We start from the raw sequence: 16832 nt of genomic DNA on the forward strand, positions 1-16832 counted from the left end.
AATAATAACAATAATACTAGGAGCCCTAATGCAACGACGAGACTTTATATTTGGAACTAGTGCAGCTATTGCCGCTTTATCTTCAGGGACATTGGTTGGTTGTACAACTGTTCTAAGTCAGGCTGAAGAATTCGGTGCAAATAACCACGTTCGGCCTATTGGTTCACCCATTACGCCCATTCAATCAAGTTTAGATAGAGTCACTCGCTCGGTTGTTGGTTTACGCCCTTTTCGTAAGCCGGGGCCAAGACTTGAAGCCACTACTATGGGAAATAAATATTTAGTACATAATTATGGCCATGGCGGTGGTGGTGTGTCTTTGTCGTGGGGCGTGGCAGAAATAGCTGCTGGTTTGATACGGCAACAGGGAAGTCGAGAAGTGGGCATTTTAGGCTCAGGTGTCATTGGCCTATCTACTGCCCTTGAATTACAGCGAAATGGCGTTAATGTTACTATTTATGCTAAAGACTTTCCTCCTTATACAACCTCAAATATAGCGGGGGCAATGTGGCATCCAGTTACCTTGTTTGAAAAAGGCCAAGCCTCACCAAAGACAATGCAAATGTTGCATTTAGCAGCTCAAATAGCATTTAAACGTTTTATAACCTACGCCAATGATACTCGTTATGGTGTAACGTGGATACGTCAACATGGTTTAAGTAGTAAACCTATGGATACAAGTTATCCATATATAGGTGGCGATGCACTTTATCCCGGCTTAGTGCGCAATCAATCGAGTGAAAATGCTATGTTTGGCATGCCTTTTTACGATGCTTATTACACACTGATGATCGATCCAGATATTTATCTTAGGGCATTAGTAACTGATTTTAGAAATGCCGGAGGTAAATTTGTTGAGCAGAGTTTTGAAAGCCCAGAGGACGTTATTAAGTTACCGCAATCTTCAATTGTGAATTGCATGGGTTTAGGCGCGGGTAAAGTATTTAATGACGAATTAATTATACCTGCCCGCGGACAATTGAGCTTTTTATTACCTCAATCAAACATAGACTATGGATACGCGATGATGCATCCAAACCATGGTTTGCTTTATAGTTTTCCTCGCAAAACTGGAATATTGATAGGCGGATCAGTTGGTAAAGGGGATTGGAATACAAGCATAGATGAAAGCGAAGTAAAACGTATGGTAAAAGGCCATGCTGCGTTGGCAAGTTTGGCTAATAGCTAAAATTTTCTGTATGGGTGAGTTTTGTTGCAGCAAAATCAATGTAAAGGTAAACCCAAGGTGGTCTTGCTATAAATCAATCTTCATTTCATATATTTCCAAAGGTAAACCATCAGGGTCATTAAAAAATGTAAATTTTTTCTGTGTATACTCATCAACTCTAATTGGCTCTACCTCAATTGATTTACTTTGCAAATATTTCGAAACCGCTTCCACTGACTCTACGACAAACGCTAAATGGCGTAAGCCTTGTGCCTCTGGATAGCTAGGCCTTGCAGGAGGATTATCAAAGGAAAAGAGTTCTATTTGCCCACCGTCGGGTAGCCCTAAATCTAATTTATAGGAATTTCGTGTTTCTCTGTAATGCTCCGCAATAATCTTTAACCCTAATATTGCGTTATAAAAGTGTTTAGACTTTTCATAGTTAGAGCAAATTATGGCTGCGTGGTGAATCGATTTAAGCATGGTAAAGTTACTTACTAGTAATACGGAATAGGTTGGAAGTAAAAGGCGTTTTATCTTTAATTTATTGAAATAGCAAACTATATTGTCAATCTTAGCTAACATGTCGCACTATTGTTATTAAGAGTGAAAAAACTACATTCTATGCTTAACCTTACAAAATATAATTTAGCTCGACTGGTATTTTGGTGGCTGGTAATTATTCCAGCAATTCCTTTTATTTTAGTGACAATAGGGATATCAGTTTATGTCTATTGGCCTCGTGATTATTCGTCTGTGATTGATTTTTCAGTTGCAGAAAACATTGAATACATAACTCTTTCAGCACATGGAGTAAATGACTCTCCTAGAAGTTGGAGCGATGAATTACAGCATATAATGGCTATTGATAGCTACCCACAGTTACAACCTCTTGCTAAACAACATCAAAGTATTAATTGGCAACTTTATTCAGATAACGTATTTTTATGTTCAGTTGCAGGTAAAAAAATTGGTTTGGAAATTGGCGAGCGTCTAGCTAAAGCACCTAATTTAAAAGCGGTTCATGCTGTTGGCCATAGTTGTGGCTCGTTTATTATCTTAGGTATATGTGAAAGGCTTAAATCAATTAATGCAAACGTTTTAATACAAACTACGTATTTAGATCCTGTATCAGTGTATTCAGGTTTTTTTTGGGATTATGGAATTGAACATTTTGGTAGCTGCGCTGACTTTACCGATAATTATATAGATACCCGTGACACAGTCCCTGGAAGTAATATTCCGTTACCTAATGCGTTTACATTTGATGTTACTCAGCTACAAACGCCAGAGGATTCTGGAGTGCCGCCACATGCTTGGCCAACTCGTTATTACTTAAATGCCTATAAACAACAATACGTTCCTGTGTTTTACTTAGGCAATGTTGCTGCAATGCAGGGCCTCAAAAAAGGAGAGTCAGTCGTGCTCAATTAGACTTGCCTTATTGTATTGTTCGGTTCAGAGGTAAAACGCCAGTTAGGTACGCTGTAATTAAACTAAAGCATAACTGGTCGTAATTTTTACATTCCCTGTTAACATCAACATGACTGAACAATATTTTTCTGCAGATAGTTGAACGGCGCGAGCCACATTTTTCTCTAATAAGTCTGTCCCTGAAACAATATAATGAGCATGAATAGAAGTGAAAAATCGTGGAGCCTCTTCAGCTCTTTCAGCATCTAATTTACATTCACAATGAGTGACTTGTTTTCTAGACTTTTTTAGTATGTCGACTACATCAATAGAGGAGCAAGCACCAACGGACAATAGTACTGTCTCCATAGGCGTCATGTTTTCTCCTTTTCCATCTAGCACAAGGTGTTTACCAGATTCAGTTTCACAATTAAATGTTAATTCTTTATCCCAGCTCACTGTTGCTTTCATTTTATTTACTTCTATGTGATTAATTTTGAATACTAAACCCTAATTTATCATTAGAGTTTGGCCTTGGAGTAATAACTTTATGCTTGAATTTAGGTTTTGCTGTTAGTCACTAATGTGATTTTAGTTTTATCTAACAAAATACGTTTTTGTTTATATAATGAACCTAAGGCTTTTTTGTAGGTATTCTTACTCACATTAAAGCGTTTTGAAATCTCTGCTGCAGGGCTTTTATCTGTCAAGGTTGACAGGCCGTCGTGGGCAACGAGGTCTTCAATGATTTGTTGTTCTAATGTATTGCGAGCGCTAGGATCGTGAAACTGAAAACATAAATCAATTTTACCATCTTCACGGACTCGTTTAATAAAACCTTCCATAGAATGACCCACCTTTATGGGATGAAATACTTCATCCCTAAATATGAGACCAATATGTGAGCCATTAATAACCGCTTTGTAACCCATATCGGTTTGTCCACAAATTAATAAATCGACTTTTTGTTTTGCTTGATATAACCCAGATTCAGAATTGGATTCTTCGTATAAAAAGTCAGTCAGCTTGGTTGACGCTGCTAATCTTCCTGTTTCTTCATCACAAAAAACATACACCACATATGACACCCCTTCTGCCATGGGGTAATCCTGTTCACTAAAAGGTACGAGTAAATCTTTTTCTAACCCCCAGTCTACAAAAGTACCGACTTTCGTAATACTCACAACCTTTAAAAAGGCACAGTGATCCACGAACACCTTAGGGCGCTTCGTGGTGGCGATAATACGGTCGTCGCTGTCATGATAAATAAATACGCTAACTTGATCATCAACCTCGCAGCCTAATGGGGCATTCTTACTAGGCAATAAAATTTGGTTGCCATCGCCGCCATCTAAGTAAAATCCAAAGGGAACTTCTTTAGAAACGGTTAGTGTGTGGAATTTTCCGACTTGTAACATAATAGAATCGATTGTGGAGTGCGAAGTAATAGCTGTATTGTACCTGATTTATTGTGAAGCCAACACGTTACAAAAAAATAAACACAAGTCTTGTTCTACTTCTTTTAATGAATTAATTCATGTCATAATAAATTACCTGCAAAGTAAACTTTTTAAAATGCGATGGATATGAATACAGATGTGGTTTACCTAAATGGTGAGTTTATGCCAATGGATCAAGCCAAAATCTCGCCATTAGACCGAGGTTTTTTGTTTGGTGACGGGATATATGAAGTTGTCCCTTCTTATGCTGGTAAATTGGTTGGATTTTCTTTGCATTTGGAGCGAATGCAAAAAGGCTTAGATACTATTGGGATTAAGTTATTTAAAACCTTAGATGAGTGGCGGGAGCTATTTGAGACCCTTATTAATAAGAATGGGGCTGGAAATTTAGGGGTTTATTTACATGTCAGTAGAGGGGCAGATGTTAAGCGTTTTCATGCCTACCCAGAAGGTGTATCACCTACGGTCTTTGCTTTTACTTTTGAAATTGCAGCCGCTACTGTGGCAGATAAGAAATTTGTTAAAAAATTTAAAGTCACTAGTACCGAAGACTTACGTTGGAAGCGTTGTCAGATTAAATCAACATCTTTGCTAGGTAATGTGATGCATTTTCAACAAGGGGTTGACGCCGGTGTTAATGAAATATTGTTACACAATACCAAAGGGCATTTAACCGAAGCCGCTGCATGTAATGTATTTATTGTAAAAGATGGAAAAGTATTCACCCCCCCTTTAGATAACCAAATATTGGCCGGGGTAACGCGTAACATGTTGTTAGATATTTTACGTAATTATAGTGACCTTGATGTTCAAGAAGTTGTGATTACCATGGAGCAGGTTAAGCAAGCTGATGAGGTATGGTTGACTAGCTCTAGTAAGGAACTCGCACCAGTGGTTGAGCTAAATGGCCAACCCATTGGCGATGGTGAAGTAGGGGCGGTTTGGGAGTTTGCTCAGAGGCTATTCTCTGCTAATAAGTTTTTCTATTAATTCAATGTTGTTTCGAGAATAAATACAAATTTTATGTCAAGACCCGCGAAAATATTTATTGATTTAGCTGCAGTAGAAGCTAACTACAAATGTGCTAAAACACTTGCGCCTAATTCAAAAACAATAGCCGTAGTCAAAGCTGATGCTTATGGGCATGGTGCCATAGAGGTTGCTAAAAAACTTGCTCCGTTAGTAGAGCTTTTCGCCGTGTCATGTCTAGAGGAAGCCATCGCAATTCGGCAGGCAGGTATCAAGCAATCTATATTATTGTTGGAGGGCTGTTTTAGTGTTGACGAAATTTCATTAGCCGCAGCGCAAAACTGCCAGGTTGTAGTGCATAATCAGCAGCAAATAAACGAGTTATCTAGTGCAAAGGTGTGTCAGCCTCTATCTGTTTGGTTAAAAGTCGACACGGGTATGCATAGGTTGGGAGTTCAGCCGTCTGATGTTTCAAAGGCCCATCAAGCACTTAAAACCTGCGCAAATGTCAAAAATACACGCTTAATGAGTCACTTCTCTAGTGCTGACATTATTAACTCTAAGGAAGTTGTTAAACAACTAGAAGCTTTTAGTACTTGCGTAGGCACTATTAAAGATGATGATATTCAATTGAGTATGGCAAATTCTGCGGGTATTTTAGCTTGGCCTAACAGCCATAAAAACTGGAATCGTCCCGGCATTATGTTATACGGATTGAGCCCATTTTCAGAATGCCAGCCCCAAGCTAACCAGTTACAAGCCGCTATGTCTTTTGAATCAGAAGTCATTGCAATGCGTGATGTTTCTATAGGTGAATCTGTTGGATATGGTGATACATGGGTTGCTTGTCGACCATCTGTTGTTGCGACTGTCGCTGTTGGCTATGGCGATGGTTATCCTCGAAACGCTAAATCAGGAACCCCTGTATTTGTGAACAATCAGAGGGCGCCTCTAGCGGGGCGTGTATCTATGGATATGATTTCAATTGATGTCACAGATTTACAAAACGTAAATATTGGCGATAAAGTTGAATTGTGGGGGAAAAACCTAGGGGCAAATGAAGTTGCATTTTGGGCAGATACCATAGGGTATGAATTAGTTACTCGCATGCCAACGCGTGCAAAACGATTGTTTATATAACCAGTCATAAATGAGTGTTGGTTTCTAAAAGGGTAAGGTTATGTTTCATTTTAAAATATTAAAAAACAGTGTGTTGGCTTTAGGTTTGTTAGCAAGCTTGAGCGCGATCGCTAATGACTCTGTTGATAATGACGTAAAAAAGGCCACAGATATTCCCAAGTTGCTGGAGTTTAAAACCTCACACAAAGGAAAATTTAATGGGGTAAAGGTTAGTTATGATGTTGTTGCATCAGAAACCGCATTATCTAATGATAAAGGTGAAGTCCTAGGACACCTGTTTTCGACTAGTTACTTTAGAACCAATGACAATAATGAAAACCGTCCCATTGCTTTTGTGTTTAATGGTGGCCCAGGCTCTGCGTCAACTTGGTTACATATGGGGTTACTTGGCCCTAAAACGGTTGATGTGGTAAGCGATGCATCAACTGATGACGGTGCAGCACCTTTTAATTTAAGTAACAATGATCTGACAATTTTAGATAAAGCGGACTTAGTGTTTATTGATCCTATTGGAACAGGTTACAGCCGTTTAGTCGGTGAGGGTAGGCCAGAAGATTTTTGGAGCCTAAAAGCGGGTACAAGCTCGATAGCTGAATTTATTCGTATCTGGATCACCGAAAATAAGCGCTGGAATTCGTCTAAATACCTTATTGGTGAAAGTTACGGGAGCCCCAGAGCTGTGGGTGTTGCTAAAGCGTTGCGGTCAAATGGTTTAGATATATCATTAAACGGTATTGTGATGATATCTCAGGCAATGGATTACACAGGGAGTACACCTGTTGACGATAACTTAGTCGCTTTTGTGACTTATTTTCCTACGTTAACAGCAGTCGCACACTTTCATAAAAAAGCCGGAGTTGGGGAGTCTTTAGAATCATTTTTAGATAAGAGCCGAGCTTTTGCTGTAGATGAATATTTGCCTGCTCTGTTTAAAGGTAATTTATTAAGTGACAACGAAAAGAACACAATTGCCGCTAAAATGGCGACTTTTATTGGGTTAGATAAAAGCTATATTTTGCAATCTGATTTAAGGGTTTTATCAGCTCGATTTGCTAAAGAGTTACTCCGTGATGAAGGTAAAACTGTTGGGTTATTAGATGGCAGATACACTAGCGAAGAAGTTGATGTTATTGCTGGTCGCCCTTCTAGTGATGCAGCAAGTCAAAGTATTAGTAGTGCATATGCTGTGGCAATAAATCACTATATGCAACAAGATTTACAAGTAAACGTAAAAACTCCTTATTATCTTAGCTCATCAAAAGTGGGTAAAAATTGGGATTGGGCGGCGATTGAGCCGAATGCCTATAACGAACCTGAGTATGTCAAAGTAGCGAGAATACTCAGCAAAGAAATGCGTAAAAATAAAGACTTAAAATTGTTAGTAGCCAGTGGCTATTATGATTTAGTTACGCCGTTTTTTGATGCAGAATACACTGTGGCTCGCCATGGTTTTAAACGGGAAAGCATCACCATGACATATTATCCAGCTGGCCATATGATGTACGTGAATAAACCTTCACTTCAACGTTTATTGAAGGATATTCACGATTTTATTAATTAGAGTGACTCTTAAATAGGTTTAAATTATTTACTTGTTTGCAATTAGCACAGCCCTTACTGGTGCAGGGTAACCTTCAATAGTTTTACTATGATCATCAGGGTCTAGAAAATCCACTAGAGACTGAGTGTCCATCCACTCAGTCGCCCTTTGTTCTTCTATGGTTGTTGCTGCTACATCGACTACCCGAATGTTCGTAAATCCTACTCTTTGCAACCACAATGTTAACGCTGCGGTACTAGGTAAATACCATACATTACGCATTTGTGCATAACGATCTCCTGGCATAAATACGGTTTGAGCATCACCATCGACTACTAAGGTTTCTAGTACTAACTCTCCGCCTTTTTTAAGTTGGTTTTTTAACTGATACAAAAAGTCGATAGGGCTACGCCTATGATATAGAACGCCCATTGAAAACACAGTATCAAAAGCGTTTAGCTCTGGGAGTTGTTCTACTCCGACTGGCATTAAGTGAATTCGCGAGTCAGGGTTAAAATGTTTTAGTGCTTGGAATTGCATTAAAAACAGCTGTGATGGATCTGCACCTACCACCATTTTGGCGTTTTCTCCTAACATGCGCCACATGTGATACCCACTGCCACAGCCCACATCTAATACGTATTTATCTTTTAGGCTTTGAATATGTGGTTGCACGCGATCCCATTTCCAATCAGAGCGCCATTCGGTATCAAGGTGTACACCGTGTATATTAAATGGGCCTTTACGCCATGGCATAAATTGCTTAAGTAAGCCGCTAAATTGTTTTTGGGTGTATTCGTCAATATCTGTCGCAGTTCCAAACGCTACCTTATCCAACATATTAATGCTTGAAACCTTAGTCTGAGGAAGCTTACTAAGAAGTTTTACCCACTTATTGAAGTCACCGTGGAGTTGTTCTTTTTGCCATACCGCAATTTGGTTAGGCAATACTTCTAACCAATGGCTAAGGGGAGAGTCAGCCAACTGCTTGTAAAAATCGTTAAACCAAGTAACAGCCAAGAGGCCTCCTTAAAGTGGCGAAGAGTGCTAATCAAAGAGCGCTCAGGAAAATTAAATTGAATATTATTTGTAAAAAAATGAATGCGTTAATGTAACTATAATCTACCGCTTATAGATCAATACGGTTGTTGTTTAGTTAGGTTTAACCGCCACCATTGACGAAAAGTTAAAGCAGGTAAACCAGCGTATTACATCATTAAACCCTGCCGATTCTATACGTCTTTTATGCTGTTCAAAAGATTCTATACGCATTACATCTTCTAGAGCTGTGCGCTTTTGGCTGATTTCTAACTCACTGTAACCATTTCTACGTTTGAATTCATGATGTAAATCTATTAATAGTTCATTTCCAGTTTGAGTGTTATGACTTAATTTTTCTGACAGTATAAGTACTCCGCCAGGTTTTAGCCCTTGGTATATTTTTTCAATAATGTCATTGCGCTGGGTTGGGTCAATAAATTGTAGGGTAAAGTTCATTATCACCACACTAGCATTATTGATTTCTATATTTTGTAGATCGTCACATAGTACTGAAATTGGTGTTTTAGCCTTAAACGTTTGCACATGGAGTTCACAGCGTTTTGCCATGGCTTCTGAGTTGTCCACGGCCAGTATTTTGCAATTTTTAGCATGTATGTATTTACTTGCAGACAAGCTAGCTGCACCTAATGAACAACCTAAGTCATATATTGACGTATCAGCTTGTGCAAATTGGGCACTAATTTGTCCTATTGTATCAACAATAGTATTGTATCCTGGCACAGAACGTTGGATCATATCTGGAAATACTTCTGCAACGGACTGGTCAAAGCTAAAGGATGATACTTCTTGTGGTTGAGAATAAATGGCGTCTTTGCCTTGTTGCATCATAAAAAAGGGCAATTAATAGGAATTTCCATAATTCTACCTGTGTGCCTTAGTTCAATCAATTTCCATTGATCCAAATAATTTGGTTATTAGAATAAAAGTTAATTAAAACAAGACATTCGATGTAATTAATGATTATCGTTATCCGGACGATATTAAATAGTTAGTTTATTAATAAATAGTCGTGAATTTGAACATGGATATATGTTTTGGTCTGTTCACAAGTACTTATTGTTAGTATTCTAATATGGATATCAAGCCACCGTATTTGCAAACTATGAACTTCGCAGGAATTACAAAAACAAGGTTAAATGAATGACTACATTTTTAATTGCAGATGATCATCCGTTATTTCGAGAAGCTTTGGTTGGTGCTTTGTCGCCGCTATTTGGTGACCTTGAAATTAAACAAGCTGACTCGTTAGAATCTACTATTTCTGCTCTAAAGAAGAGTAAGGGGTTTGATTTAGTTTTGTTAGACTTAAATATGCCTGGATGTGACAGTTTTTTTGGACTGATTAGAGTATTAGAAGACTTCCCAAATATACCCGTTGCCGTTATTTCCGCAAGCGATTCATCGCAAGTTGTAAGTAAGGTTATGAACTTAGGCGCTAAAGGCTTTATATCAAAAGCTACTCCTACTAGTATTATTGCTGAAGCATTAAAACAAATTCTGAAAGGTGAAATTTGGTTACCAGAAGGATATGAACAACTTAGTGCAGAAAATGTAGCTACCGTCAATGTGGCAAATTTGGTTGCAGGGCTTACCCCTAAACAATTTAAGGTTATAAAATTATTACAAGACGGTTTATTAAATAAACAAATTGCCGCTGATTTAGATATAACAGAAGCTACAGTAAAAGCTCATATCAGCGCCATATTTAAAAAGTTAGGGGTGAAAACACGTACCCAAGCGGTTCTTTTGCTAAAAGAGCTAGACATCGAATAGCCCCATATAGCGATAGAAAGTGATTAACCATTCTTTACCTTTAACGGATTTACACCGACATTTAGACGGTAACATTCGTCTGTCTACTATTTGGCAATTGGCACGTGAGTTTTCTATTGACCTTCCTTACTCCTCCTTTCAAGAGTTTTCTATCAAGGCGTTTAACCATAGTAATGTCACTGACTTATTGGCATTTTTAGCTAAGATGGAATTAGGCGTTTCGGTATTGGCATCAGAGCAAGCATGTTACCGAGTCGCTTATGAAAATGTAGAAGATGCTAAATCTATTGGTTTAAATTATGTCGAACTTCGCTTTTCTCCCAGTTTTATGGCTAGACATCATAATCTATCCATGGAAGCGGTTATTGAGGCTGTCATTGCTGGAGCTAAAGACGCAAGTACAAAACTAAATATACCGGTCCAATTAATTGGTATATTAAGTCGAAGCTATGGTGTTGAACAATGTAAACTAGAGTTAACATCCTTGCTCAAATATAAACAACATTTGTGCGCTTTAGATTTAGCGGGAGACGAAAAAGGGTTTCCAGCTAAAGACTTTGAAGCGCATTTTAGTTTAGCTCGAGATGCCGCTTGGCAAATCACTGTACATGCCGGTGAGGCAGATGGACCAGATAGTATATGGCAGGCAATTAATTATTTAGGGGCCACGAGAATAGGGCACGGTGTTGCAGCTGCCCAAGATAACAAGCTTATGGATTACATGTTGAAAAATGACATCGCAGTCGAGTGTTGTTTAACGTCCAACTATCAAACTGGTGCCTGTATTGATACGGCTAACCATCCCATTAAAATGTTTTTAGAACGCGGATTAATTACTACTCTAAATACTGATGACCCTGGCGTGTCAGGTATCGAAATTGTCAATGAATATCAAGTCGCTAGGGATATTGTTGGTTTGTCAGCTGCCCAGTTAGACCTAGTTCAAATTAATGGAATAACGGCTTCTTTTGCATCTAAAGCACTTAAGGAAAATTTATTACCTTTTAATTAAGCAGTGCTGCTGTTTATCTGTCGGTAAAGTATGTTATAGCAAACTTAGTAGTTTGCTTATTTTTGATAGTTACCTATTTTATGGTGAGTCATAACATTGGAAACCAACAATAGTTTTATGTTTTAACACAAGTTTTTAAAAAATGTTCAATGAGTATTTATTTACTCAGTAGTTAAATTGTTACATCAAACATTAAACTGCTTTATTTAGGTATTTTAGTTAATACCTTTATGTCTACCCTTACATGTTTTCACTAAACATATTGCTATATTCTACTTAAAATTCCTATTTCAAATTGGCGCTATCCCGCCCCAAATTAGGCCAACTAAGTTGATTAAAAATATTTGTTTAAGTTTACTGCTAGTAAGTAACTCAAGCCTTGCAGTGGGACAAAAAATTCTAGAGCAAAGTGCAGAGAATATAGATTTGGGGCTAATCGTTGGAGCTTCTATATTTGGGATCCTTGTAGTAATTCTACTAATATCCAAATTTAGATTCTCGCAATTGCGCAAAATATTAGCTCGTCATAATGCAGAAATGGCTGCAAAACAAGCGTTACTGACAGACTTTAAAGTTGGCATGTTACATCTTAACGCTTCTGGTGAAGTTATTTTTGCAAATACTGTTGCGGCTTTTTTACTAGGAAGTAATCAACAAAAGTTAACTAATAAACCTGTATTTGATTTTTTCAAACCAGAAGAGCAACCCACAATTACTCAGGGGCTTTCTTCACCTAAGTATAGCCATTACCAAACTTATGTTGCTAACAGTAAACGTCATCTGCAAGTCGGTTTTTCTCAACATATAGATAATATTAATGGCATTACTAATGTTGTTTCTCTCACAGATATCAGCAATTTCCAAACTCAATTGGATATTCAAAAAGAGCAGTTAGGTTATTTCGAGAACGCGCTTAATAAAAATGGCCTTGGGCAGTTGAGTCTTGACTTGGATGCTAAGCATTTTTCTGTTGATGCAATATTTGCCAACTTGTTGCAGCGTGAGAGTGATTTTGAAGGTGAGCTGAAAGACTTCAGCGCAATGATAGATAAGAAAGATCTCTTTAAATGGGAGCAGGCGTTAGATAATGCTAAAAAAGAAGAATCATTAAATCTTTATCTAGGTATATCAATTATTGAAACATCCCAAGCTCTGCACTTAGGTAATGAGCCCATTGATAAAAAGCCTACTAGGGTTTTGCCTGTTAGGCTAGTTGGTTTATGTCGTAAAAAAGACAAAGTGGGTAATAGCAGTCTCTTTGATTGTATCGTTTATGATTTATCTGAAATAGAAAAGTCGAAAGCTCAAGTACAAGCTAGCCAACAAAAAATTAAAACATTGATTCATAGTAACCCTAATCCTGTATATGTTTTAGATGAAGGAAATAAGTTTGAAGATTGCAATGCGCCATTTGAGAAATTATTTACCTTAAAGTTAAAGTCTATAATTAACAAAGAAGTAGATATCATATCTGAATTACCTGATGACATAGTTAAATTGCATAGTGATACAGGTACAAATTTTGGCAGCCCTAATGTTGGCCACGAGAAAGAGTTTCAGATTTCCTTTGAAAGCGGTGCAGTGCACAGCTTAAAACTCAAACTTAAAGTTTTTTCAGATGACCAGCATAATCGGGCTGGCGTGGTGTGTATGCTACAGGAGCTAACTGAACTTAAGCAAGTCAAAGAGGAACTCATTCAAGAGAGAAAGCATTTTACTACTATTTTAGATTTAGCTCCTTCTGCTGTAGCAACAATAGACGCTGAAGATAGGATAATTCAGGCTAATATTGCGATGACAGACCGTTTGGGGCTAAGTGAGAGAGAGCTTAAAAAAGATACTTTGTATCAGTTGTTTTCTGATCCTAGTAATGCTGGAAATGCTGCAAAACAAATTCAAAAAACTGGACGTTTAAGAGCTTTTCAGGCCAAGCTAAAAGGTAAAAAAGGAGAGTTGCATCCTAGTGAGTTACACGTTGATTTGTTAAATAAGGATCGCCAAGAATACTTGTGTTGGATTTCTGATCGAACCGGTGAGCAGTTTCATCAAGACAAGTTCGATGGGCTATTACAACATAGCAGTATGCCAATGGCTATACTGGGTGACCGAGGCTTTACCCAGCTTAATCCGGCCGCTTGTAATTTTTTCGATATACAGGATGAACATGATTTACTAGGTAGTTCACCTTACGCTGATGATTTAAATATTGATCAAGACGCTAGCCAAGAATTAGAACGTCATATCACTAAAGTGAAACTAGATGGCCAAGCTAAATCTATGCCATGGCAGCATCAAGTTAATCAAGAGCTTTTGCCTTGTCATGTTACTTATGTGCCTATGTATAAAGGTAAAAATTTCGATTCTATCTTGTGTATATGGGCAGATTTTCGTGAGATTCAGCAGGCAGACCAAGCTAGAATAGAAGCAATAAGCCAACAGCAAGCAGCAGCTCAGCAAGCAGCGGAAAAACAAAAGTTGTTTGAGTCTAGCCAAAAACAACTAGCAACCAAAACTCGTAGCTTGGTGGATACAGAAAGTAAACTACAAGTTGCTCAAGAGCACTTATCAGAAAAACAAAGTGAATACAGCGATTTACAACAAGCTCATGAAAGTATTACTAATCATTTGCAGGAGTTGCAGCAAGACTATAGCTCTAGCCGCGAAGAATTAAACCGAGTTCAAATTGCCAACTCTGAATTAACCACTCAATTGAAAGAGTCCACAGAGCAAGTAAATGGTTTACAAGAGCAAAGAAATCAAATTTCTGACGCATTACAAAATAGTGAAAGGAAGTTTAAAACGGCACAAGAAGAACTCTTAGCAAGTGAGCGAAATAGTGAAGAATTGCAACAACAGCAATTGATCCAACAAGCAAAAATGAAAGATTTTGCTTCTGAAATAGTAGAGTTACAACAATCTATTGATGTAAAAGACAAACAAATTACAGAGGTTGGTAGTCAGATTACTTCATTGCAATCTGAGTTAAATCGTTCTGGTGATGCGAGTAATAAACTACGTCGACAATTAATGAACCAGCGAAAGGCTAGTGAAGAGGCTCAAAAGCAAAGACGAAATATTGAGCAAACCTATAAAATGGCGCAATCTGAATTAAGTAATAAAGTGCGCCACGTTGAGCACCTACAAAACGAAATGTTAAAATTTGAAGAAATGTCAAACCAGCAAAAAGGGGACATGGAAAAACAACAACATCAGCTTACTCAAGAACTGGCCCTTAAACAACAGACGTTACAGCAAACTCAGGAAAAACTAAATGAGACTAAGCGAACAGCTGTTCAAGAAAGACAAGCTAGAGAGAAACAGCAAGAGCGATTTAATCAGTTGCAAGGTGAGTTGGCCGAAATGGAAGGTCGAAGTCAAATACAGCAAGAAGAAATGGTTACAATTGAACAACAATGGCTTAGTAAGCAACATAAAGTACAACAAGAACTAGAGGCTAAGCAAAAGCAACTTCAAGAGACAGAGCAGTATTTACATCAAGCAAAGCAGCAAAGTGAAGCAGAAAAAGCTCAAAGAAAGCAACAACAAGTAGTATTCGAAACATTGCAACTTGAGCTGCAAGAAATGGAGCAGCAAAATCAAAAACAACAACAAGAAATTACGTTGCGAGATCGAAAGTGGCAACAACAGCAACAAGAGATGAATCGCGAGTTGCTAACTAAGCAGCAACTATTGCAAGAAACCGAACAAAATTTGAAAAAAGCCAAGAAGCAAACTAATGAAGAGAAAAAGGAGCAACAAGCTTTATTTGACAAGTTAAAAGCTGAACTAGTGGAAATGGAGTCCCGTAACTCTGGACAGCAGCAGCAAATGGCTAAAAGTGATGCAGAGTGGCAGCAACAGCAAGAGAAAGTTCAACAAGAACTAAAAGCTAAACAGCAACAACTGCAACAAACCGAAAAACAATTACAGTTAACTAAGCAACAAACTGAAGCGGAGAAAGCGCAGAAAGAACAGCAACAAGCGCTGTTTGAAAAGCTTCAAGAAGAGCTACAAGAAGTTGAAAAACGCAGTGACGAGCAACAGCAAGCCATTGCCCAAAGTGATCAGGAGTGGCAACAGCAGCAACAAGCTTTAAAAGATGAAGTTGAAGCTAAACGTAAGCAATTGCAAAGTACTCAAGTCAATTTAGATGATATCAAGCGTCAAGCAGATGCTGAAAAGCTTGCGCGGATTGAACAGCAACAAAAGTTAGAACAATTGACAGTTGAATTGACTGATGTTGAAAGTCGAGCCGTAAAACAACGTGAGATGATCCAAGGAAGTGATGACCAATGGCGTAAGCATCATGCTGAAATTGAACAACAAAAGAAACAATTACAGCAAGCATTGGTTGAAGCCGAAAAGCAAAATAATAAGCTAAAACACAAGTTGCATCATAATTTAGAGCAATTACAAGATGCAGAATTACAAGTGAATGAAACACAATCAGCTGAACATAATTTGCAGTTGGAGTTAAATACCGCTAAGCAACAGGCCGACTTTTTAGAGACTAGGTTGGCGTTACAAGAGCAACAAGAGAAAAAGCTACAGCAGCAATTAAATCAACAACAAAAGAACTTGCAGGGCAGTGAGCAAAGCATTCAATCTCTTGAAGAAAAGCAGGCTAAATTAACAGAAGAGTTAGAAGCCGTGCAGCAAGAGTATTCACAGAGTAAACAAAGTTTACATGCGCAACATAACGATCATGAAGCGCTGACCGGACAATTACAGAAACTAGAAAAGGAGTTAAGTAGTAGTAAAGCTCAACTAGATGATAAAGAGCAAGCGTTACAAGACGCTCAAGAACAGTTGCAAACCAATCAGGCTAAATTAGCCGAACAAGAAGATGCATTGTTAACGGCTCATAAAGAAGAGTTACAACAAGCCGCAGAACAGCAGCCAAGCATTGAAAATGTAAAACATACGGCTATTGCAAACATTGAAATGCCTAGTAACCCGAATGTATGGTTTGATTTACTGCCTTACTTACAAAAGTATCAAAGTGACAAGGCATTACCCGTAGCTTTAAAAGAATTAATGGATGAATTGCAACAAGGAATTGAAGATACAGATAGCGCAGTGGATGAGGACGATATTACAAAAATACTAAGAGGTGCTCGTAAGCTCAATGTAGTCGCTAACAAAGTTAACTCTGACGCATTAACTGATGTTGTGAATAGACTTGAAGCGGACTGTAGACAAGGGCTAGTAGATAATATCGCTATTTCTTGGCCAACAGTGCAGAGGTCTCTCAATAATACGTTAAGGGTAATTTACTCTCATCTGAATTCATAA

At 38.1% G+C, this 16832-nt stretch carries 13 protein-coding genes; 8 read left to right on the forward strand and 5 right to left on the reverse strand.

Annotation, left to right across the window (positions count from 1 at the left end; translation table 11 throughout):
• Positions 1-28 precede the first annotated feature (28 nt).
• Positions 29-1189, forward strand: coding sequence for an FAD-dependent oxidoreductase (locus ABJD71_RS03205; protein WP_348164446.1), 1161 nt, complete (start codon positions 29-31; stop codon positions 1187-1189).
• 66 nt (positions 1190-1255) lie between these two features.
• Here ABJD71_RS03205 and ABJD71_RS03210 read toward each other — a convergent pair whose 3' ends face one another.
• The gene (locus ABJD71_RS03210; RefSeq protein ID WP_348164449.1) at positions 1256-1651 is read right to left on the reverse strand and encodes a VOC family protein; all 396 of its coding nucleotides are present in this window, start codon (positions 1649-1651) and stop codon (positions 1256-1258) included.
• Between the two features lie 141 nt (positions 1652-1792).
• On the opposite strand from ABJD71_RS03210, the gene ABJD71_RS03215 reads away from it, so the two are divergent.
• Entirely contained in the window at positions 1793-2602 is an 810-nt protein-coding gene (locus ABJD71_RS03215) for a hypothetical protein (protein WP_348164452.1), read from the forward strand.
• 57 nt (positions 2603-2659) lie between these two features.
• Here ABJD71_RS03215 and ABJD71_RS03220 read toward each other — a convergent pair whose 3' ends face one another.
• Positions 2660-3052: an OsmC family protein gene (locus ABJD71_RS03220; RefSeq protein WP_348164455.1), complete on the reverse strand. Its 393-nt coding sequence runs from the start codon at positions 3050-3052 to the stop codon at positions 2660-2662.
• Between the two features lie 89 nt (positions 3053-3141).
• Positions 3142-3999, reverse strand: a complete 858-nt coding sequence (locus ABJD71_RS03225) for a S1-like domain-containing RNA-binding protein (protein ID WP_348164458.1) — start codon at positions 3997-3999, stop codon at positions 3142-3144.
• A 162-nt stretch (positions 4000-4161) separates the two neighbouring features.
• On the opposite strand from ABJD71_RS03225, the gene ABJD71_RS03230 reads away from it, so the two are divergent.
• Genes ABJD71_RS03230 through ABJD71_RS03240 form a run of 3 tightly spaced genes read left to right on the forward strand, consistent with a single transcriptional unit; the run spans position 4162 to position 7711 of the window.
• Positions 4162-5031, forward strand: coding sequence for an aminotransferase class IV (locus ABJD71_RS03230; protein ID WP_348164461.1), 870 nt, complete (start codon positions 4162-4164; stop codon positions 5029-5031).
• 33 nt (positions 5032-5064) lie between these two features.
• Positions 5065-6150: an alanine racemase gene (gene alr / locus ABJD71_RS03235; RefSeq protein WP_348164465.1), complete on the forward strand. Its 1086-nt coding sequence runs from the start codon at positions 5065-5067 to the stop codon at positions 6148-6150.
• Positions 6151-6190: 40 nt separating this feature from the next.
• A complete protein-coding gene (locus tag ABJD71_RS03240) occupies positions 6191-7711 on the forward strand; it encodes a serine carboxypeptidase (protein ID WP_348164468.1) in 1521 nt (506 codons plus the stop codon).
• Between the two features lie 27 nt (positions 7712-7738).
• Here the strand turns inward: ABJD71_RS03240 and cmoB are convergent, their stop codons facing one another.
• Positions 7739-8710 carry a tRNA 5-methoxyuridine(34)/uridine 5-oxyacetic acid(34) synthase CmoB gene (cmoB, locus tag ABJD71_RS03245; protein WP_348164471.1) on the reverse strand — a complete coding sequence of 324 codons (972 nt, stop codon included), beginning with the start codon at positions 8708-8710 and terminating at the stop codon, positions 7739-7741.
• A gap of 132 nt (positions 8711-8842) precedes the next feature.
• The gene (cmoA, locus tag ABJD71_RS03250) at positions 8843-9577 is read right to left on the reverse strand and encodes a carboxy-S-adenosyl-L-methionine synthase CmoA (RefSeq protein ID WP_348164587.1); all 735 of its coding nucleotides are present in this window, start codon (positions 9575-9577) and stop codon (positions 8843-8845) included.
• Positions 9578-9892: 315 nt separating this feature from the next.
• Between cmoA and ABJD71_RS03255 the strand changes: the two genes are divergently transcribed.
• From ABJD71_RS03255 to ABJD71_RS03265, 3 genes are all read left to right on the forward strand, one after another.
• On the forward strand, positions 9893-10525 hold the full coding sequence (locus ABJD71_RS03255) for a response regulator transcription factor (RefSeq protein WP_348164474.1): 633 nt from the start codon (positions 9893-9895) through the stop codon (positions 10523-10525).
• A 19-nt stretch (positions 10526-10544) separates the two neighbouring features.
• The gene (gene add / locus ABJD71_RS03260) at positions 10545-11537 is read left to right on the forward strand and encodes an adenosine deaminase (RefSeq protein WP_348164477.1); all 993 of its coding nucleotides are present in this window, start codon (positions 10545-10547) and stop codon (positions 11535-11537) included.
• Positions 11538-11867: 330 nt separating this feature from the next.
• Positions 11868-16832: a PAS domain S-box protein gene (locus tag ABJD71_RS03265; protein ID WP_348164480.1), complete on the forward strand. Its 4965-nt coding sequence runs from the start codon at positions 11868-11870 to the stop codon at positions 16830-16832.

The organism is Paraglaciecola sp. (assembly GCF_039943935.1).
GTDB lineage: Bacteria > Pseudomonadota > Gammaproteobacteria > Enterobacterales > Alteromonadaceae > Paraglaciecola.

Coding starts and splice junctions, on each gene's coding strand:
- ABJD71_RS03205 (WP_348164446.1), top strand. CDS start 29: ATGCAACGACGAGACTTTATATTTGGAACTAGTGCAGCTATTGCCGCT.
- ABJD71_RS03210 (WP_348164449.1), bottom strand. CDS start 1,651: ATGCTTAAATCGATTCACCACGCAGCCATAATTTGCTCTAACTATGAA.
- ABJD71_RS03215 (WP_348164452.1), top strand. CDS start 1,793: ATGCTTAACCTTACAAAATATAATTTAGCTCGACTGGTATTTTGGTGG.
- ABJD71_RS03220 (WP_348164455.1), bottom strand. CDS start 3,052: ATGAAAGCAACAGTGAGCTGGGATAAAGAATTAACATTTAATTGTGAA.
- ABJD71_RS03225 (WP_348164458.1), bottom strand. CDS start 3,999: ATGTTACAAGTCGGAAAATTCCACACACTAACCGTTTCTAAAGAAGTT.
- ABJD71_RS03230 (WP_348164461.1), top strand. CDS start 4,162: ATGGATATGAATACAGATGTGGTTTACCTAAATGGTGAGTTTATGCCA.
- alr (WP_348164465.1), top strand. CDS start 5,065: ATGTCAAGACCCGCGAAAATATTTATTGATTTAGCTGCAGTAGAAGCT.
- ABJD71_RS03240 (WP_348164468.1), top strand. CDS start 6,191: ATGTTTCATTTTAAAATATTAAAAAACAGTGTGTTGGCTTTAGGTTTG.
- cmoA (WP_348164587.1), bottom strand. CDS start 9,577: ATGCAACAAGGCAAAGACGCCATTTATTCTCAACCACAAGAAGTATCA.
- ABJD71_RS03255 (WP_348164474.1), top strand. CDS start 9,893: ATGACTACATTTTTAATTGCAGATGATCATCCGTTATTTCGAGAAGCT.